This window comes from Salipiger marinus, from assembly GCF_900100085.1.
GTDB classification, from domain to species: domain Bacteria; phylum Pseudomonadota; class Alphaproteobacteria; order Rhodobacterales; family Rhodobacteraceae; genus Salipiger; species Salipiger marinus.
Genome location: NZ_FNEJ01000021.1, coordinates 40,701 through 55,821, shown reverse-complemented (window position 1 = coordinate 55,821; position 15,121 = coordinate 40,701). Strand labels below are relative to the sequence as shown.

Sequence of the window (15,121 nt, the reverse complement as noted above, 5' to 3'; positions counted from 1 at the left end):
GTCGCGGGTGTCGCGCCCTGAAACCCCGCGCGCCAGTCAGTCCAGCCTTGGGTCGAACCAGCTGGTGCGGCGGTCTTCCTGCGCCGGCACCCGGCCCTTGGTCGCGATGATCTCGCGCGCATAGGGCGCATCAAGCTGTTTGGGGCGGGCGAGCGGACGGGTCGAGGGACCGCCTGCCATGATGGTCAGCGCCTCGGGGCGCGCGACCGGGCGCAGCGAGCGGGCCAGCCCGCTGCAATAATCCTGGCTGCGGGTCCATGCCATCATGTCCTCGCGCTTGGAGCGGGAATGGAACGGGCCCCAGTCGGCGGCGACGCCGCGCATGTTGTGGCTGATCACCCCGTCGCGTTTGACCGTGCGCGCCATGATGCGCATGCCGCAGGCAAGGTTCAGGCGCGGGTTCTTCAGCGCCTCGGCGCTGCGCGCCTCGCAGCCATAGCCGCGCGCGGTGGCGGGAAGGATCTGCAGCAGGCCCACCCACTGTCCGCCGCCGCCCACCGCCGTGGGGCGCCATGTGCTTTCATGCTTGGCCAGCGCCGACACGAGCCCGAGCCAGAAGGCCTCGCGCTGGTCGCGGGAGGCGGAAGGGTAGGCCGGGCACCATTGCGCGATGTCGGCGGGCACGGTGGCGGGCAGCGCGCGGGCGGGGCCGCGCAGCGCCGAGAGCACCGACAGCGACCAGTCGGTGCGCCCTGCTCCGGTGCCCCAGCGGGCCTCGGGAATGACACGCCGCGCCACGGGGCGCGGGGAGGCCGAAACCGCGAGCAGCGAGTCTGCTTGGGCCTCGGGGGCCTTCGGGCCGGGCGCCATGATCCCGCCGCTGACGGGCGCAGGCGCCGGGGTCAACGGCGCAGGGCCGGTATTCGCGAAGGCGGAGGGCGCCAGAAACAGCGCCGTCACAAGGGGGAAAACTTTGTGCAGCATGGCGTGGACCATGCCGCCTGCCCGCAAAACCGGCAATATATGCGTCCGGACATGCGCGGCGGATTGCCGATGGCCGCACAATGCCTTGGCTCCTGTGCATTTTTTGAGAGCCGGTTTTGCGGAACCCGGGCCCGGGGCCAGTCGGGCTGCCTGCAGAACTCCGTCTTTGCGCCCTGCCTTGGCCCGAATCCCTTCGCAGGCTGGTCGCATGCAACATGGTCCCGCCCTGCCCGCCTTCCGCGCCCTTATGGCCCGCCTTGCCGACCGGGGCCGGGCCGCCCGCCCTGCCGCGCCGCACGGCCCCCGGGGGGAGGGCCCGCCGCCCGCCCGGCTGGACATCGCCGTCTGCGAGGGCGGCAGCGAGGCGGCGGCGCAGGCCCGGATCCGGCTGCACGGGCGGCGGCTGGCCCGGCAGGACCGCTGGGACCAGCTTGCCCGCGCCCTGCGGGAGGCCGATCAGGGGCGCGCGCGCACGCCGGGTGCTGTGCCGGTGGCGCGACTGCTGGCGGAGGGGGCCGCCGCCGATGCGCTGGAAGCGGCGCTGGCCGCCGCCGACCGCGCCGAGGTCGCCCGCGCCCTGGGCATCCTGCAGGTGCTGGAGCAGGCGATGGAAGGGCTGACCGGGGATCCGTGGCTGGCCGCACTGCTGGCACAGGCGCATCTGGCCATGGCGCGGGTCTGGCAGGGGCGGCCCGGCGCGCCCGATCCGACCCCGGCGCGGCGCGAGGCCCGCGCGCAGCATCTGGACGCGGCGGCGCGGCTGGTGGCGCCGTTCGAGCCGCTGGAGCTTGACTCGCCGCTGCTGGCCGCGCTGCGCTGCGCGCTGCTGGACCGCGCGGCGCGGCCCGGGGCGCGGGTCGCCGATGATTACGAGGATCTGATCGATCTCGACCCCGGCAGCCCCGAGCACATGCGCGCGCTGGGGCGCGACCTGCATCCGGCACGGTTCGGCAGCTGGCGCAGGCTTGATCTGGAGGCGCGCCGCTGCGCGCAGCGCACCGCCGATCTGTGGGGGGCGGGCGGCTATGTCTGGGTGTGGATGGATGTGCTGGCCGGGGACAGCCGCGGCTTTGCCCATGTGGAGGCGGAACTGTTCAGCGAAGGCCTGCATGACATTCTGGCCCGGCGCGACGGCCAGCACATGGCGAACCTGCTGGCGGCCTATTGCGGGCTGACCCTGTCGGGCGCCGCCGGTCCCGGCACGGCGCGGGCGCGGATCACCGGCGCGCTTGGCTGGATCCTGCGCGACCACCTGCGCGAGATCCATCCCGAACTCTGGGCCGAGGCACGGCCCGGCGCGGGCAGCGGCGACACGGCGCTGCGGCGCGGCAAGGTCCGCGCGCTGTCGGTGCTGGCCGAACATTTTGCCGCCGATCTGCGCCGGGGCCATCGCGTGGTGATCTCTGCCCAAGGGCTGGAGATCCGCGCGGCAGGCTGAGCCGCCTGTGCCCTTGCCCCCCCTGCCGCTCTGGCGTATCCCCATGTCATTCTGCCAGACGAGGAACCGCCATGCTTGACCTGAGCTTCGAGCCCCCCAGACCCAAGGTCATCGCCGGGGCGAAACACGACTGGGAACTGGTGATCGGGATGGAGATCCATGCCCAGATCTCGTCCCAGTCGAAGCTCTTTTCCGGCGCCTCCACCCGGTTCGGCGCCGAGCCCAATTCCAATGTCGCCTTCGTGGATGCGGCCATGCCCGGCATGCTGCCCGTCATCAACGAATTCTGCGTGGAACAGGCGGTGCGCACCGGGCTGGGGCTGAAGGCGCAGATCAACCTGAAATCCGCCTTCGACCGCAAGAACTACTTCTATCCGGATCTGCCGCAGGGCTATCAGATCAGCCAGCTGTATCACCCCATCGTGGGCGAGGGCGAGGTGATCGTGGACATGGAGCCGGGCATCGCGCGGCGGGTGCGCATCGAACGCATCCATATCGAACAGGATGCGGGCAAGTCGATCCATGACATGGATCCGGCCATGTCCTTTGTCGATCTCAACCGCACCGGCGTGGCGCTGATGGAAATCGTCAGCCGCCCCGACCTGCGCGGCCCCGAAGAGGCGGCGGCCTATGTGGCCAAGCTGCGCCAGATCCTGCGCTATCTGGGCACCTGCGACGGCAACATGCAGAACGGCAACCTGCGCGCCGACGTGAACGTGTCGGTCTGCCGCCCCGGTGCCTATGAGCGCTATCAGGAAACGCAGGATTTCGGCCATCTGGGCACGCGCTGCGAGATCAAGAACATGAACTCCATGCGGTTCATTCAGGCGGCGATCGATTTCGAGGCACGGCGCCAGATCGCCATCCTTGAAGCGGGCGGCACGGTGGATCAGGAAACCCGGCTTTACGATCCCGACAAGGGCGAGACGCGGTCGATGCGGTCCAAGGAAGAGGCGCATGATTACCGCTACTTCCCCGATCCGGACCTGCTGCCGCTGGAAATCGAACAGGCTTGGGTCGATGACATCAGGGCGACGCTGCCGGAACTGCCCGATGCCAAGAAGGCGCGCTTTGTCACCGAATTCGGCCTGTCGGAATATGACGCGGGCGTGCTGACCGCCGAAGTGGTGAACGCCGCCTATTTCGAAGAGGTGGTGACCGGCTGCGGCGACGGCAAGCTGGCCGCGAACTGGGTCATCAACGAACTCTTCGGTCGGCTGAAGAAGGAAGGCCACGAGATCACCGAAAGCCCGGTCAGCCCCGCCCAGCTTGCGGGCATCATCACGCTGATCAAATCGGGCGACATTTCCGGCAAGATCGCCAAGGACGTGTTCGAGATCGTCTATACCGACGGCGGCGACCCGGCCCAGATCGTCGAGGCGAAGGGGCTGAAGCAGGTCACCGACACCGGCGCCATCGAGGCCGCGGTGGACGAGATCATCGCCGCCAACCCCGCGCAGGTCGAAAAGGCCCAGCAGAACCCCAAGCTGGCGGGCTGGTTCGTGGGGCAGGTGATGAAGGCCACCGGCGGCAAGGCCAACCCGCAGGCGGTCAACGAGATCGTGACGGCCAAGCTGGGCCTCTGAGCGCGGGCCTATTCTGGACAGAAGGGCGGACCCGCAAGGTCCGCCCTTTTTACATGTCCGGCGCCATCAGGGCGAAGGGCCTTGTGGACCGGCCTCCGGCAAGCCGCGCCCTGCTGCGGCGTCTTGGTCCCGGCGATCACCCCTGCCGTGGCACCGTCTGGATAGCGGCTTAGCCGTCCCGCCCGGGCTCGTCCTGAGTGCTGCAAAACAGCGCGATCTTGTTGCCCTGCGGATCACGCAGATAGCCCACGTAAAAACTGGCCCCGTAGGCGTCGCGAAACCCCGGCGGCCCTTCGTCCCGCCCGCTTACGGCGAGCGCCGCTGCATGAAGGTCGCGGACCTCCTGCTGGCAGCTTGCCTGAAACGCGATCATCGCGCCATTGCCCGCTGATGCGGGCCCTCCATCGAAGGGCGGTTTGACGTAGAACTCGGGCAGACTGGCGCCTCGGCCCGGGTGTTGCGGCAGCGCGTAGCTCAGGCCTTCCGGCCCTTCCTCCAGCCCGTAGCCCAAAGGGGGCAGGATCGCGGAATAGAACCGCTTCGCGCGCGGGATGTCGTCGGCACCGACCGTGACATAACCGATCATGCTGCACATCTCCTGTCAGAGGCCGGGCTGGCGATTGTGCCGGGGCTCGCAAAGGTCATAGCCCGTGGCACGGCCCGGCTCCAGCTTCTGCTGTGGTCCCGCTGCATCGCGCCATCGGGGACCATCGCAGCACCGCCAAGGCCTGCGCATCTGGCAAAGGCCTGCCCGCAAGGTCCGCCCTTTCTGCTGCCTGCGGCCAGCGCAAGCCGCAATGACCCGCGCAGAAAACCGGACTTCGGCCTATATGAACAGCCTCCTGCGGGCAGCGGCAAAGGCCCCGGATACGCTGCCGGGGCAGCGGAGGAAACGTAAGGAATCCCCCACTCGCGGCTCTGCTCACGGATTTGCTAGGGTTACGTTACCGGGTCCGTGAGTGCCCGGTGCGCGCTGCAGGTCATCGTGGCGGGCGTACCAGTCCATTGAAACTTCGCATTTCCAGCAGCCGAGCCGGGGGAGGGCCACAGGTCCGCCCCCGGTCTTTACTTGGCGGAGCGCCGCCGATACCCCCTTGCCAGACAGCAAGGATCCGGGGAAAACCGCAGCCATGAACAGGTATGAATACAAGGTCGTGCCCGCCCCCGCGAAGGGCGAGAAGGCACGTGGACTGAAGGGCGCGGAAGACCGCTTTGCCTTTGCCATCGAGCGGCTGATGAATGACATGGCCGCGCAGGGCTGGGACTATCAGCGCGCCGAAACCCTGCCAAGCGAGGAACGCAGCGGCCTTGCCTCCAGCCAGACGGTGTGGCGCAACCTTCTGGTGTTCCGCCGGGAGGTGACGCAGGGCGCGCAGATGCACGCGCCCTCCCCTGCCCCGGCCGTGGTGACGGCACCTGCGCCCGTGGCGGCAGAGACCCCCGCCCCCGCGCCCCGGATCGATCCGCCGCGACAGGGCCCGGTCTTTCCCGACCCCCAGCCCGAGCCGGAGCCGGAGCGCAATCTGCTGCGCGCCACCCGCGAGGCCCCGCTGCGGCCCCCGGCAGAGGCGGGCCCGGACGGCGCGCCCCCGCTGGAGCGTCCGCTCACCGTCCTTTCCGACCGCGACACGCGGACGAAGGACAGCGGCGGCACGGACTGACCGGCAGCGTCAGTCCTGCAGATCCAGCGACAGCGCGTGGATGGCGCCGACCAGATCCCCGCCCAGTGCGCTGTGCACGGCGCGGTGGCGGGCGATGCGGCCCATGCCCTTGAACTCCGGTGCGCGCATCCGCACATGGAAATGGCTTTCGCCCCCTTCCTGATACCCCGCATGGCCGATATGTTGCGCGCTCTCGTCGCGCACCTCCAGCTCGGCCGGTGAAAACGCTGCCCTCAGGCGGCTCTCGATTTCCATGACTCGCGACAATTTTCCCTCCGTGACACTTCAATCTCTCGGAGGATTGTCTAAACTGCTGCGTCCGAGTCGAAAAGGTGAGACCATGAGCAGACCCGATCCCTTCGGTTTCGACATGTCGATCAAGTCGGCAAAAAGAAAAAATCCGCGCGGGCGGCGCGGCATGACCGGCGAGCAGGAGACCTCGACCCGCGTGTGTGATCACGAGGGCTGTCAGGAGCCCGGCAAGTTCCGTGCGCCCAAGGCGCCGGATGTGCTGGATGACTTCTTCTGGTTCTGCAAGGACCATGTGCGCGACTACAACAACCAATGGAATTTCTTCCACGGCAAGACCGAGGCGGAGATGAACGCGCAGTCCACCGCCGACAAGGTCTGGGAGCGCAAGACCAAGGATTACCGCGATCCCGAAGCGCGGGCCTGGGCCCGGCTGGGCATCGAGGACGCGCATCAGGTGCTGGGCGAAAACGCCACGCGCAATCCGGGCCGCAACAAGGCGGCGGGCACCGGGCGCCGCCTGCCCCCCACCGAAAAGCGCGCGCTGGAGATTCTGGACCTGCGCGATGCCGAGACCAAGGCCGAGGTGCGCAAGGCCTACAAGGCGCTGATCAAGGTGCTGCATCCCGACATGAACGGCGGCGACCGCAGTCAGGAAGACCAGCTGCAGGAGGTGGTCTGGGCATGGGATCAGATCAAGGAGAGCCGCAACTTCAAGTGAGCCAGTCAGGGATGTGCCGGAAATTTCGGCATCTCCCCGGCCTTTTCGCCGACTCGGCAGCTTCTCGCCTTCGCTCACCCTATGGTTGCACGTTCACGCTGGACGCTCGCCTTCAACACATGGTAGGGCTGGGCTGTCGGTGGAGATGATCCACCGGTGAGCTTCCGCGCTCCCTGTGCCGGACTCTCACGGACCGAACGGGCCTGCACGCCACTCCCCTAGGCGTGCAGGTTGTCCCTGTCTGCCGCCCCGCCGTCACCCTCCGGCGGGGCGGTTTGCCGTCCGGGGCTTACATGGCGGGCAGCAGCACCCGGTCGATCACATGGATGACGCCGTTGGACTGGCGCACATCCGCGATGGTCACGGTGGCAGAACGGCCCTGTTCATCGGTCAGCGTGATCTTGCCGCCCTGCATCCGCGCCTGCAGCGTGCAGCCGCCGACGGTCGGCACCGGATGCACGCCGCCATCATCCGCGATCATCCCGGCGATGGCATCGGACATCACGCTGGCAGCCACGACATGACAGGTCAGGATCTGGGCCAGCTGCGCCTTGTTCTGCGGCATCATCAGCTGCGACAGGCTTTCGTCGGAAATCCGGTCAAAGGCCGCATCGGTCGGCGCGAAGACCGTGAACGGACCTTCGGAATTCAGCGTGTCCACCAGACCGGCCTGCTGCACGGCGGCGACCAGCGTTTCATGATCCTTGGAATTGACCGCGTTCGCCACGATGGAGCGGTCGGCAAACATGGCGGCGCCGCCCACCATCGGGTTTTCCTGCGCGACGACCGGCAGGCCAAGCGGCAGGACCAGAAGGGCAACCTTGAATGCGTCAAACATGATGATAGTTCCTCCAACTGCCCCGCCGGATGTCGGCGGGATCAGTCGAAGTCACGCCATCTGGCGGGTTGGAGTTTCAGCGGCGGCAGCGGTTCCGCTCACATCCGCGTGACCATGCGCAGGCGCCCGAAGGCGCCGCGCGACCGTCACAGGCTGGCGGGGATGCGGGCGTCCAGCAGGCCGCTGGCCAGCACCGGGCCGGTGGGCAGGCCGGTGGGCGATCCGCCCTCGGGCTCTTCGGAAATGGCGACCGTGGCCCCCGGCACCTGCGCCGCCAGATCCTCCGGCAGCCAGATCGAGGTCAGCCCCTCGCCGCGCGCGATCAGGCCCACCGACAGCGGCGTTTCCGCCCCTTCGGGGATCACCCAGATCTGCAGCGCGCGGTCGTCGGGATAATCCCCGCCATCCCAGCGCACCATGAAGGTGCCGGTTTCCGGCGACCAATGCGCCAGCATGTCGAGCCCCCGGTCGGGCACCCGCAGTTCGGCATAAAGATGCGGATCTTCCGCCGGTCCGACCAGACCCGTGGTCAGCGCGGCCCAGGCCAGCGCCCCGGCGGTGACCGCGCCCAGCAGATAGGGCAGCAGACTGCTGCCAAAGCCCCGGCGGCGACGGCCATAAAGCCGCGCCTCGATCCGGCGCAGCACCTGCGGCGGCGGCGCCACCGGCGCGATCTCGTCCGTCAGGGTGGAAAAGTAATCCTGCCATGCCTCGACATCGCGCTGCAGGTCACGGTCCTGCCCCAGCCGCGCATGAAAGGCGCGCGCCTCAGCCTCCGGCAGAAGCCCGAGGACGTATTCCGCCGCGGCGGCTTCCCAGCCCCCCGGCAGATCCGTCTCGTCTCGCCCGGTCATCGGCTCAGGCACTCCCTCAGTTGCATCAGGCTGCGTCGCAGCCAGGTTCGAACAGTGTTGAGCTTGACCCCCGTCGCGGTGGACAGCTCGGCATAGGTGGCGCCTTCCAGATAGGCCCTGCGGACCATCTCGGCGCGGTCGGGCGGCAGTTCCCGCAGACAGGCCCCCAGCGCCGCCGCTTCGGCCCGCGCCTCCAGCAGGGCTGCAGGGCCCGGAGAGGGATCGGCCACAAAATCCGCAGCATCGATCGGCTCGGGCCGTCGGCCCGCATCACGCTTCCGCCGCCGGTCCACCGCCGCATTGCGCGCCAGAGTGATCAGCCACGTCATCGGAGAAAACCCGTTGACCCGGTACTGACCGGCATTGTTCCAGACCTTGATGAAGACATCCTGTAATGCCTCCTCGGCTTGGGTGCGATCATCCAAGACACGCAGGCAGACGCCAAAGAGTTTCGCGGAGGTGCGATCATAGAGCGTGCGGAAGGATGCTCTGTCCCCCATCGCGATGCGGGCGATCAGATCCTCGATATCAGGATGCGGGGAAGTCACGGTTTATTTTTCGCCGGTCTCTGTTCGTCGAGCGATACCCTAGCGCGGGCCGCTGGCCCCGGCAAACATATTCGCGGACAGATATTTGAGCGCGCGCCCGACCGGTGCTGCGGCGCAGCTTTGCCCGCGCCGCCGCCAATCACCGGCCCGCCCGGCGACGATGCGCCCGCGCCCCTTGCCCTTGGTCAGGATATGAGGCACGACGGAGCCCAAGTTTCTTCACGACCGGACAGGGGCACGACCATGGCGGATGGCATCATCGACATCAATGCGAAACCCACCGAGGAAATCTCGGTCCGCGAGGTGTTCGGCATCGACACCGACATGGTGGTGCATGGCTTTGCCGACCGCACCGACCGCGTGCCGGATCTGGACAGCACCTACAAGTTCGACCCCGACACCACGCTGGCCATCCTTGCGGGCTTTCGCAACAACCGCCGCGTGATGATCCAGGGCTATCACGGCACCGGCAAATCGACCCATATCGAACAGGTGGCCAGCCGCCTGAACTGGCCGGCCGTGCGGGTCAACCTCGACAGCCATATCAGCCGGATCGACCTGATCGGCAAGGACGCGATCAAGCTGGTGGACGGCAAGCAGACCACCCAGTTTCAGGAAGGCATCCTGCCCTGGGCGCTGCGCAACCCCTGCGCCATCGTGTTCGACGAATATGATGCAGGCCGCGCCGACGTGATGTTCGTGATCCAGCGCGTGCTGGAAACCGACGGCAAGCTGACGCTGCTGGACCAGAATCAGGTGCTGACCCCGCACAAGTATTTCCGCATCTTCGCCACCGCCAACACCGTGGGTCTGGGCGACACGACCGGGCTTTACCACGGTACCCAGCAGATCAACCAAGGCCAGATGGACCGCTGGAGCCTCGTGGCGACGCTGAACTATCTCAGCATCGACGCCGAAGTGAACATCGTGCTGTCGAAGGCCCCGCATTACAACAACGAGAAGGGCCGCAAGACCATCCGCCAGATGGTGACCGTGGCCGACTTCACCCGCCGCGCCTTCATGAACGGCGAACTGTCGACGGTGATGTCGCCGCGGACGGTCATCGCCTGGGCGCAGAATGCCGAGATCTTCCGCAACGTCGGCTACGCGTTCCGGCTGAGCTTCCTCAACAAATGCGACGAGCTGGAACGCCAGACAGTGGCGGAATTCTACCAGCGCTGCTTTGACGAGGAACTGCCCGAAAGCGCCGCAAGCCTGTCCATCACGTGACCGGGCGCGCTCCGCGAGGGACAGCCGCTGCCGGGGGGCTCTGCCCCCCGCGCCTGCGGCGCTCCCCCCGGAGTTTGACGGGCAAGATGAAAGGGCCGGGGCTGTGCCTCGGCCTTCTGCTTGCCGCGGGTCCGGGCGCGGCGGACAGCGACGCGGCGCTGCGCTGCGCCGCCTTCTGGCAGGCCTCCGCCGATATCCGCCGCGCCTCCCCCGGTTACGGGATCAGCCCTGCCACATCTGAAGCGCTGGCGGATGACTTCCGGGCGCGCATCACCACACCCGATGACGCCGCCTTCGCCCGTGAACGGGAAGGATTCCGGCTGCTGCATCGGGGCGTGCTTCGCGGCGACAGGCAGAGCCGGGATCTCGCCGAACGCATTGCCGCGCGCTGCGATGGGCTGCTGCGCGCGGAGTAGCGCTTTCATCTTGCCCCTAAACTCCGGGGGGAGCGCCGCAGGCGCGGGGGGCAGAGCCCCCCTGCCCCCTCAGGCGCTTGTGGCGCGGGCGGCCATGGTGGCCTCGGCCCACCACAGCAGTTCTTCGATCATCGCATCGGCAGATCCGCCGATGGCGTTCTCGACCTCCGCCAGCGGCTTTTCCTGCCCGCCCAGCGGATGAACCTCCATGAAGGTGCCGGCAGCGATATGTACGGCGTTGCGCAGCGGCACCATCTGCAGCTCCACCGCGATGCCGCGCAGATGCTCGATCGCGCGCGCAGCCCCCACGCCGCCATAGCCCACGGCGCCTGCAGGCTTGCGGTTCCATTCCTTGTAGGCCTGATCCAGCGCGTTCTTCAGCACACCGGTGATGGAGTGGTTGTATTCCGCGACCACAAAAATATAGCCGTCAAACTCCGCCAGCGTTTCCTGCCAGCGCACGGCACGGGGATCCTGCGAGGGCGCCCAGAGGTTGGAGGCCGCCTCGTCAAAGAAGGGCAGGTCGAAATCGCGCAGGTCCAGAAGCTCGGCTTCCATCCGGCCATCGGCCTGCAGGCGCGCGGTGATCCAGTCGGCGGGCACATGGTTCCAGCGCGCGTCACGGGTGCTGCCGGTGATGACGGCGATGCGGGGCTTGCGGGTCATGAAAGTCTCCTTGGCAAAGGGGGTGTCCCCGCACAACATGGCGCGGCACGGTCCACAGGCAAAGATCCGGTCCCCGCACAGCCGCTGTGCGCTTCCCTCTTGCCAATCCCGCGCGGCGGCGCGAAACCTGTGCCATGGCACGCGACACCGACAACCCCGCAGATCCGTTCAAGAAGGCGCTGGCCGAGGCCACCAAGGTCATGGCCGACGATCCCGAGCTTACGGTCAACTATTCCGTCGACCCCTCCGGGGTGTCGGGCGACATCATGCGCCTGCCGCAGGTGTCGCGCCGTCTGACCCGCGACGAGGTGCTGCTGGCCCGCGGCACCGCCGACGCGCTGGCGCTGTACCGGCGCTATCACGATCCCGCGACCCATACCCGCTACGCGCCCCCCGGCGCCATCGCCCGCGATCTTTACGAGGCGATGGAAACCGCGCGCTGCGAAGCGATGGGGGCGCGCGACATGCCCGGCACCGCCGGCAATATCGACGCCAAGATCGGCCACGAGGCGGCGCGGCGCGGCTATGGGCAGATCACCCAGGCCTCGGAGGCGCCGCTGCCGGTGGCAGCGGGCTACATGATCCGCCATCTGGCCACCGGACGCGACCTGCCCAAGGACGCGCGCCATGTCATGGAACTGTGGCGCGGCTTCATCGAGGATCAGGCGGGCGGCACGCTGGAAAGCCTGCAGGACAAGCTGGCCGACCAGACCGCCTTTGCCCGTTTCGCGCGGCAGATCATCACCGATCTGGGCTATGGCGACCAGCTGGGCGATGACCCGGACCAGCTGGATGACGACCAGCAGGACGAGGCCGAACCCGGATCCGACGAAGACGAACAGCCCGATTCCAACGGCGACGACCAGCAGGATCAGGACGAGGCGGAAGCCTCGCCCGAACAGTCGCAGGACGACACGCAGGACCAGAGTCAGGCGCAGGTCTCCATGGACGAGCTTGCCGATCAGGAGATGGGCGAAGAGGCCGAGATGCCGGACGGCGAGGCGCCGCTGGAACCGCCGCCGCCCCCCGCCGCCTCCGAGGCCGATCCGCTCTACAAGGTCTATGACGGCAGCCATGACGAGGAAATCCCCGCCGAGGATCTGGCCGATCCCGCCGAACTGGAACGCCTGCGCGCCTATCTGGACCAGCAGCTTGATCCGCTGAAAGGGGCGGTGTCGCGGCTGGCCAACAAGCTGCAGCGCCGCCTGCAGGCGCAGCAGAACCGCAGCTGGGAATTCGATCTGGAGGAAGGCATCCTTGATGCCGGACGTCTGGCACGCGTGGTCGCGAACCCGACCACCCCGCTCAGCTTCAAGGTCGAGAAGGATACGGAATTCCGCGACACGGTGGTGACGCTGCTGCTGGACAATTCCGGATCCATGCGCGGGCGCCCCATCTCCATCGCGGCGATCTGTGCCGATGTTCTGGCGCGCACGCTGGAACGCTGCTCGGTCAAGGTGGAGATCCTTGGCTTCACCACCCGCGCGTGGAAGGGCGGGCTTGCCCGTGAAAAATGGCTGGCCGAGGGGCGCGAACAGCAGCCCGGGCGGCTGAATGACCTGCGTCACATCATCTACAAACGCGCCGACGCGCCGTGGCGCCGGGTGCGCGACAATCTGGGCCTGATGATGAAAGAGGGCCTGCTGAAGGAAAACATCGACGGCGAGGCGCTGGAATGGGCGCACCGGCGTATGGTCGGGCGCCCCGAGGCGCGCAAGATCCTGATGGTGATCTCCGATGGCGCGCCGGTGGATGACAGCACCCTGTCGGTGAACCCCGCCAACTACCTTGAAAAGCACCTGCGCGATGTCATCGCCATGGTGGAACGGCGCCGGCAGGTGGAACTGCTGGCCATCGGCATCGGCCATGACGTGACCCGCTACTACAACCGCGCCGTGACCATCACCGACGTGGAACAGCTCGCCGGAGCGATGACCGAACAGCTCGCCGCCCTGTTCGATTCGGACCCGCGCGCCCGGGCACGGGTCATGGGCATGCGCCGCATAAGCTGAGATGCCGGGGCCGAGGGGCCAGCCCCTCGGGCTCCCCGGGATATTTTTGGTCAGAAGAAGGATATGCGAGTTTTCTTCTGACCAGAAATATCCCGGGGTGAATTGGCGCGGCACGCGCCAAGAGGGGCAGAGCCCCTGACCAGCCCTCCAGAGGAGAGACCGCCATGTTCCAGAGCTTCGAGACCGCCGCCCGCCCGGAGCAGGGGCCGCCCCGTCTGGCCGCCCTGCGTGCCGAGCTTGCGGCGGAGGGTCTGGACGGGTTTCTGGTGCCGCGCGCCGATGCGCATCAGGGCGAATATGTGGCGCCGCATGACGACCGGCTGGCATGGCTGACCGGCTTTACCGGATCGGCGGGCTTTTGCGTGGCGCTGCGCGACAGTGCCGGGGTGTTTGTCGATGGCCGCTACCGGGTGCAGGTCAAGGCGCAGGTGGCCGCCGAGTTCACCCCGGTGGACTGGCCGGAAACCAGCTTGGGCGTCTGGATCGCGGCGCGGCTGCCGCAGGGCGGTCGGGTCGGGTTTGATCCATGGCTGCTTTCGGTGGAGCAGGCCACGCGGCTGCGCGCCGATCTGGGCGCGGTGGAGCTTGTGCCGGTCGCCAATCTGGTGGACCGGATCTGGACCGACCAGCCGCCGCCGCCCGCGGGCCGGGTCTTTGCCCAGCCCGAGGATCTGGCGGGGCTGTCCCATGGCGACAAGATCGCGCAGCTGGCGGCGGGGCTCACCCGCGCCCGTGCCTGTGTCCTCACCCTGCCCGACAGTCTGGCATGGCTGCTGAACATCCGGGGATCCGACATTCCGCGCAATCCGGTGCCGCATGGCTTTGCGCTGCTGCAGGCCGAAGGAGGAGTGACGCTGTTCATGGCGGCGGAGAAGCTGGCGGATCTGGGCGCGCATCTGGGGCCGCAGGTCACGCTGGCCGAGCCTGACGCCTTTCTGCCCGCCCTGCGCGCGCTGGAAGGCCCGGTGCAGATCGACCCCGCCACCTGCCCCGTGGCGGTGGCCGAGGCGCTGGCAGGCCGCGCGCTGGTGGAGGCGCCCGATCCCTGTCTTCTGCCCAAGGCGCGCAAGACCGGGGCCGAGCTTGCCGGAACCCGCGCCGCCCATCTGCGCGACGGGGCGGCCATGGTGCGCTTCCTGACATGGCTCGACGCGCAGACCCCCGGCAGCTTTTCGGAGATCGACGTGGTGCGCGCGCTGGAGGCCGAGCGCCGCGCCACCAATGCCCTGCGCGACATCTCGTTTGAGACCATCGCGGGCAGCGGTCCCAATGGCGCCATCGTGCATTACCGCGTGACCGAGGAGACCGACCGCGTGGTGCAGGCGGGCGATCTGCTGCTGGTGGACAGCGGCGGGCAGTATCAGGACGGCACCACCGACATCACCCGCACGCTGGCCATCGGTCCTGCCGGAGACGAGGAGCGTCAGGCCTTCACCCGCGTGCTGAAGGGCATGATCGCGCTGTCGCGGCTGCGCTGGCCCGAGGGGCTGGCCGGGCGCGACATCGACGCGCTGGCGCGGGTCTCGCTCTGGGAGGCGGGGCTGGATTATGGCCATGGCACCGGGCATGGCGTCGGCGCCTATCTGTCGGTGCATGAGGGGCCGCAGCGCATCGCCCGCAGCGGCACCGTGCCGCTGGAGCCGGGGATGATCCTGTCCAACGAGCCGGGCTTCTATCGCGAGGGCGCTTATGGTATCCGCATCGAGAACCTCATCGCGGTGGAGCCCGCGCCCCCCCTGCCCGGCCAGACTGTTGCGCGCATGCTGCGTTTCGAGACGCTGACCTATGTGCCCATCGACCGGCATCTGGTGGAGACGGGGCTGCTGACCAGCGCGGAGCGCGACTGGCTGAACGCCTATCACGCCGAGGTTCTGGAACGTATCGCACCGCTGGTGGAAGGCGCGGCACGGGACTGGCTCGGGGCGGCCTGTGCGCCGCTTTGACACGGGACTGTCGCAGGGACGTCGCTATACCATGA

The 15,121-nt window shown here is 68.1% G+C and carries 15 protein-coding genes; 8 read left to right on the top strand and 7 right to left on the bottom strand.

The window, feature by feature from the left end; genetic code table 11:
- Nucleotides 1–36: 36 nt before the first annotated feature.
- On the bottom strand, nt 37–924 hold the full coding sequence (locus tag BLR51_RS19995) for a lytic transglycosylase domain-containing protein (RefSeq protein WP_089850305.1): 888 nt from the start codon (nt 922–924) through the stop codon (nt 37–39).
- Between the two features lie 208 nt (nt 925–1,132).
- On the opposite strand from BLR51_RS19995, the gene BLR51_RS19990 reads away from it, so the two are divergent.
- The gene (locus tag BLR51_RS19990; protein WP_089850303.1) at nt 1,133–2,362 is read left to right on the top strand and encodes a hypothetical protein; all 1,230 of its coding nucleotides are present in this window, start codon (nt 1,133–1,135) and stop codon (nt 2,360–2,362) included.
- A gap of 71 nt (nt 2,363–2,433) precedes the next feature.
- On the top strand, nt 2,434–3,948 hold the full coding sequence (gatB, locus tag BLR51_RS19985; RefSeq protein WP_089850301.1) for an Asp-tRNA(Asn)/Glu-tRNA(Gln) amidotransferase subunit GatB: 1,515 nt from the start codon (nt 2,434–2,436) through the stop codon (nt 3,946–3,948).
- A 169-nt stretch (nt 3,949–4,117) separates the two neighbouring features.
- Here gatB and BLR51_RS19980 read toward each other — a convergent pair whose 3' ends face one another.
- The gene (locus BLR51_RS19980) at nt 4,118–4,534 is read right to left on the bottom strand and encodes a VOC family protein (RefSeq protein WP_089850383.1); all 417 of its coding nucleotides are present in this window, start codon (nt 4,532–4,534) and stop codon (nt 4,118–4,120) included.
- A 544-nt stretch (nt 4,535–5,078) separates the two neighbouring features.
- On the opposite strand from BLR51_RS19980, the gene BLR51_RS28035 reads away from it, so the two are divergent.
- Nucleotides 5,079–5,609 (top strand): DUF4177 domain-containing protein, encoded by a 531-nt coding sequence (locus tag BLR51_RS28035; protein WP_207543669.1) that lies wholly within the window; start codon nt 5,079–5,081, stop codon nt 5,607–5,609.
- Nucleotides 5,610–5,618: 9 nt separating this feature from the next.
- On the opposite strand, the gene BLR51_RS19970 is transcribed toward BLR51_RS28035, so the two are convergent.
- A complete protein-coding gene (locus tag BLR51_RS19970) occupies nt 5,619–5,876 on the bottom strand; it encodes a BolA family protein (RefSeq protein WP_089850299.1) in 258 nt (85 codons plus the stop codon).
- Between the two features lie 73 nt (nt 5,877–5,949).
- Between BLR51_RS19970 and BLR51_RS19965 the strand changes: the two genes are divergently transcribed.
- On the top strand, nt 5,950–6,579 hold the full coding sequence (locus BLR51_RS19965; RefSeq protein ID WP_089850297.1) for a J domain-containing protein: 630 nt from the start codon (nt 5,950–5,952) through the stop codon (nt 6,577–6,579).
- Nucleotides 6,580–6,868: 289 nt separating this feature from the next.
- Here BLR51_RS19965 and BLR51_RS19960 read toward each other — a convergent pair whose 3' ends face one another.
- The 3 genes from BLR51_RS19960 to BLR51_RS19950 form a co-directional block, all read right to left on the bottom strand.
- On the bottom strand, nt 6,869–7,417 hold the full coding sequence (locus tag BLR51_RS19960; RefSeq protein WP_089850295.1) for a fasciclin domain-containing protein: 549 nt from the start codon (nt 7,415–7,417) through the stop codon (nt 6,869–6,871).
- 146 nt (nt 7,418–7,563) lie between these two features.
- Nucleotides 7,564–8,271 carry an anti-sigma factor gene (locus BLR51_RS19955; protein ID WP_089850294.1) on the bottom strand — a complete coding sequence of 236 codons (708 nt, stop codon included), beginning with the start codon at nt 8,269–8,271 and terminating at the stop codon, nt 7,564–7,566.
- Nucleotides 8,268–8,771 carry a sigma-70 family RNA polymerase sigma factor gene (locus BLR51_RS19950; RefSeq protein WP_269062087.1) on the bottom strand — a complete coding sequence of 168 codons (504 nt, stop codon included), beginning with the start codon at nt 8,769–8,771 and terminating at the stop codon, nt 8,268–8,270. Before BLR51_RS19950 ends, BLR51_RS19955 begins: the two co-directional genes overlap by 4 nt.
- Before the next feature lie 291 nt (nt 8,772–9,062).
- On the opposite strand from BLR51_RS19950, the gene cobS reads away from it, so the two are divergent.
- Complete coding sequence (cobS, locus tag BLR51_RS19945) at nt 9,063–10,049, top strand: cobaltochelatase subunit CobS (RefSeq protein ID WP_089850290.1); 987 nt, start codon at nt 9,063–9,065, stop codon at nt 10,047–10,049.
- An 86-nt stretch (nt 10,050–10,135) separates the two neighbouring features.
- The gene (locus BLR51_RS19940; RefSeq protein WP_089850288.1) at nt 10,136–10,465 is read left to right on the top strand and encodes a hypothetical protein; all 330 of its coding nucleotides are present in this window, start codon (nt 10,136–10,138) and stop codon (nt 10,463–10,465) included.
- Nucleotides 10,466–10,534: 69 nt separating this feature from the next.
- Here BLR51_RS19940 and BLR51_RS19935 read toward each other — a convergent pair whose 3' ends face one another.
- A complete protein-coding gene (locus tag BLR51_RS19935) occupies nt 10,535–11,131 on the bottom strand; it encodes an NADPH-dependent FMN reductase (RefSeq protein WP_089850285.1) in 597 nt (198 codons plus the stop codon).
- Nucleotides 11,132–11,265: 134 nt separating this feature from the next.
- Between BLR51_RS19935 and cobT the strand changes: the two genes are divergently transcribed.
- Both cobT and BLR51_RS19925 read left to right on the top strand, forming a co-directional pair.
- A complete protein-coding gene (gene cobT / locus BLR51_RS19930) occupies nt 11,266–13,143 on the top strand; it encodes a cobaltochelatase subunit CobT (RefSeq protein WP_089850381.1) in 1,878 nt (625 codons plus the stop codon).
- A 164-nt stretch (nt 13,144–13,307) separates the two neighbouring features.
- On the top strand, nt 13,308–15,086 hold the full coding sequence (locus BLR51_RS19925) for an aminopeptidase P family protein (RefSeq protein ID WP_089850283.1): 1,779 nt from the start codon (nt 13,308–13,310) through the stop codon (nt 15,084–15,086).
- The last annotated feature ends 35 nt before the right edge of the window (nt 15,087–15,121 follow it).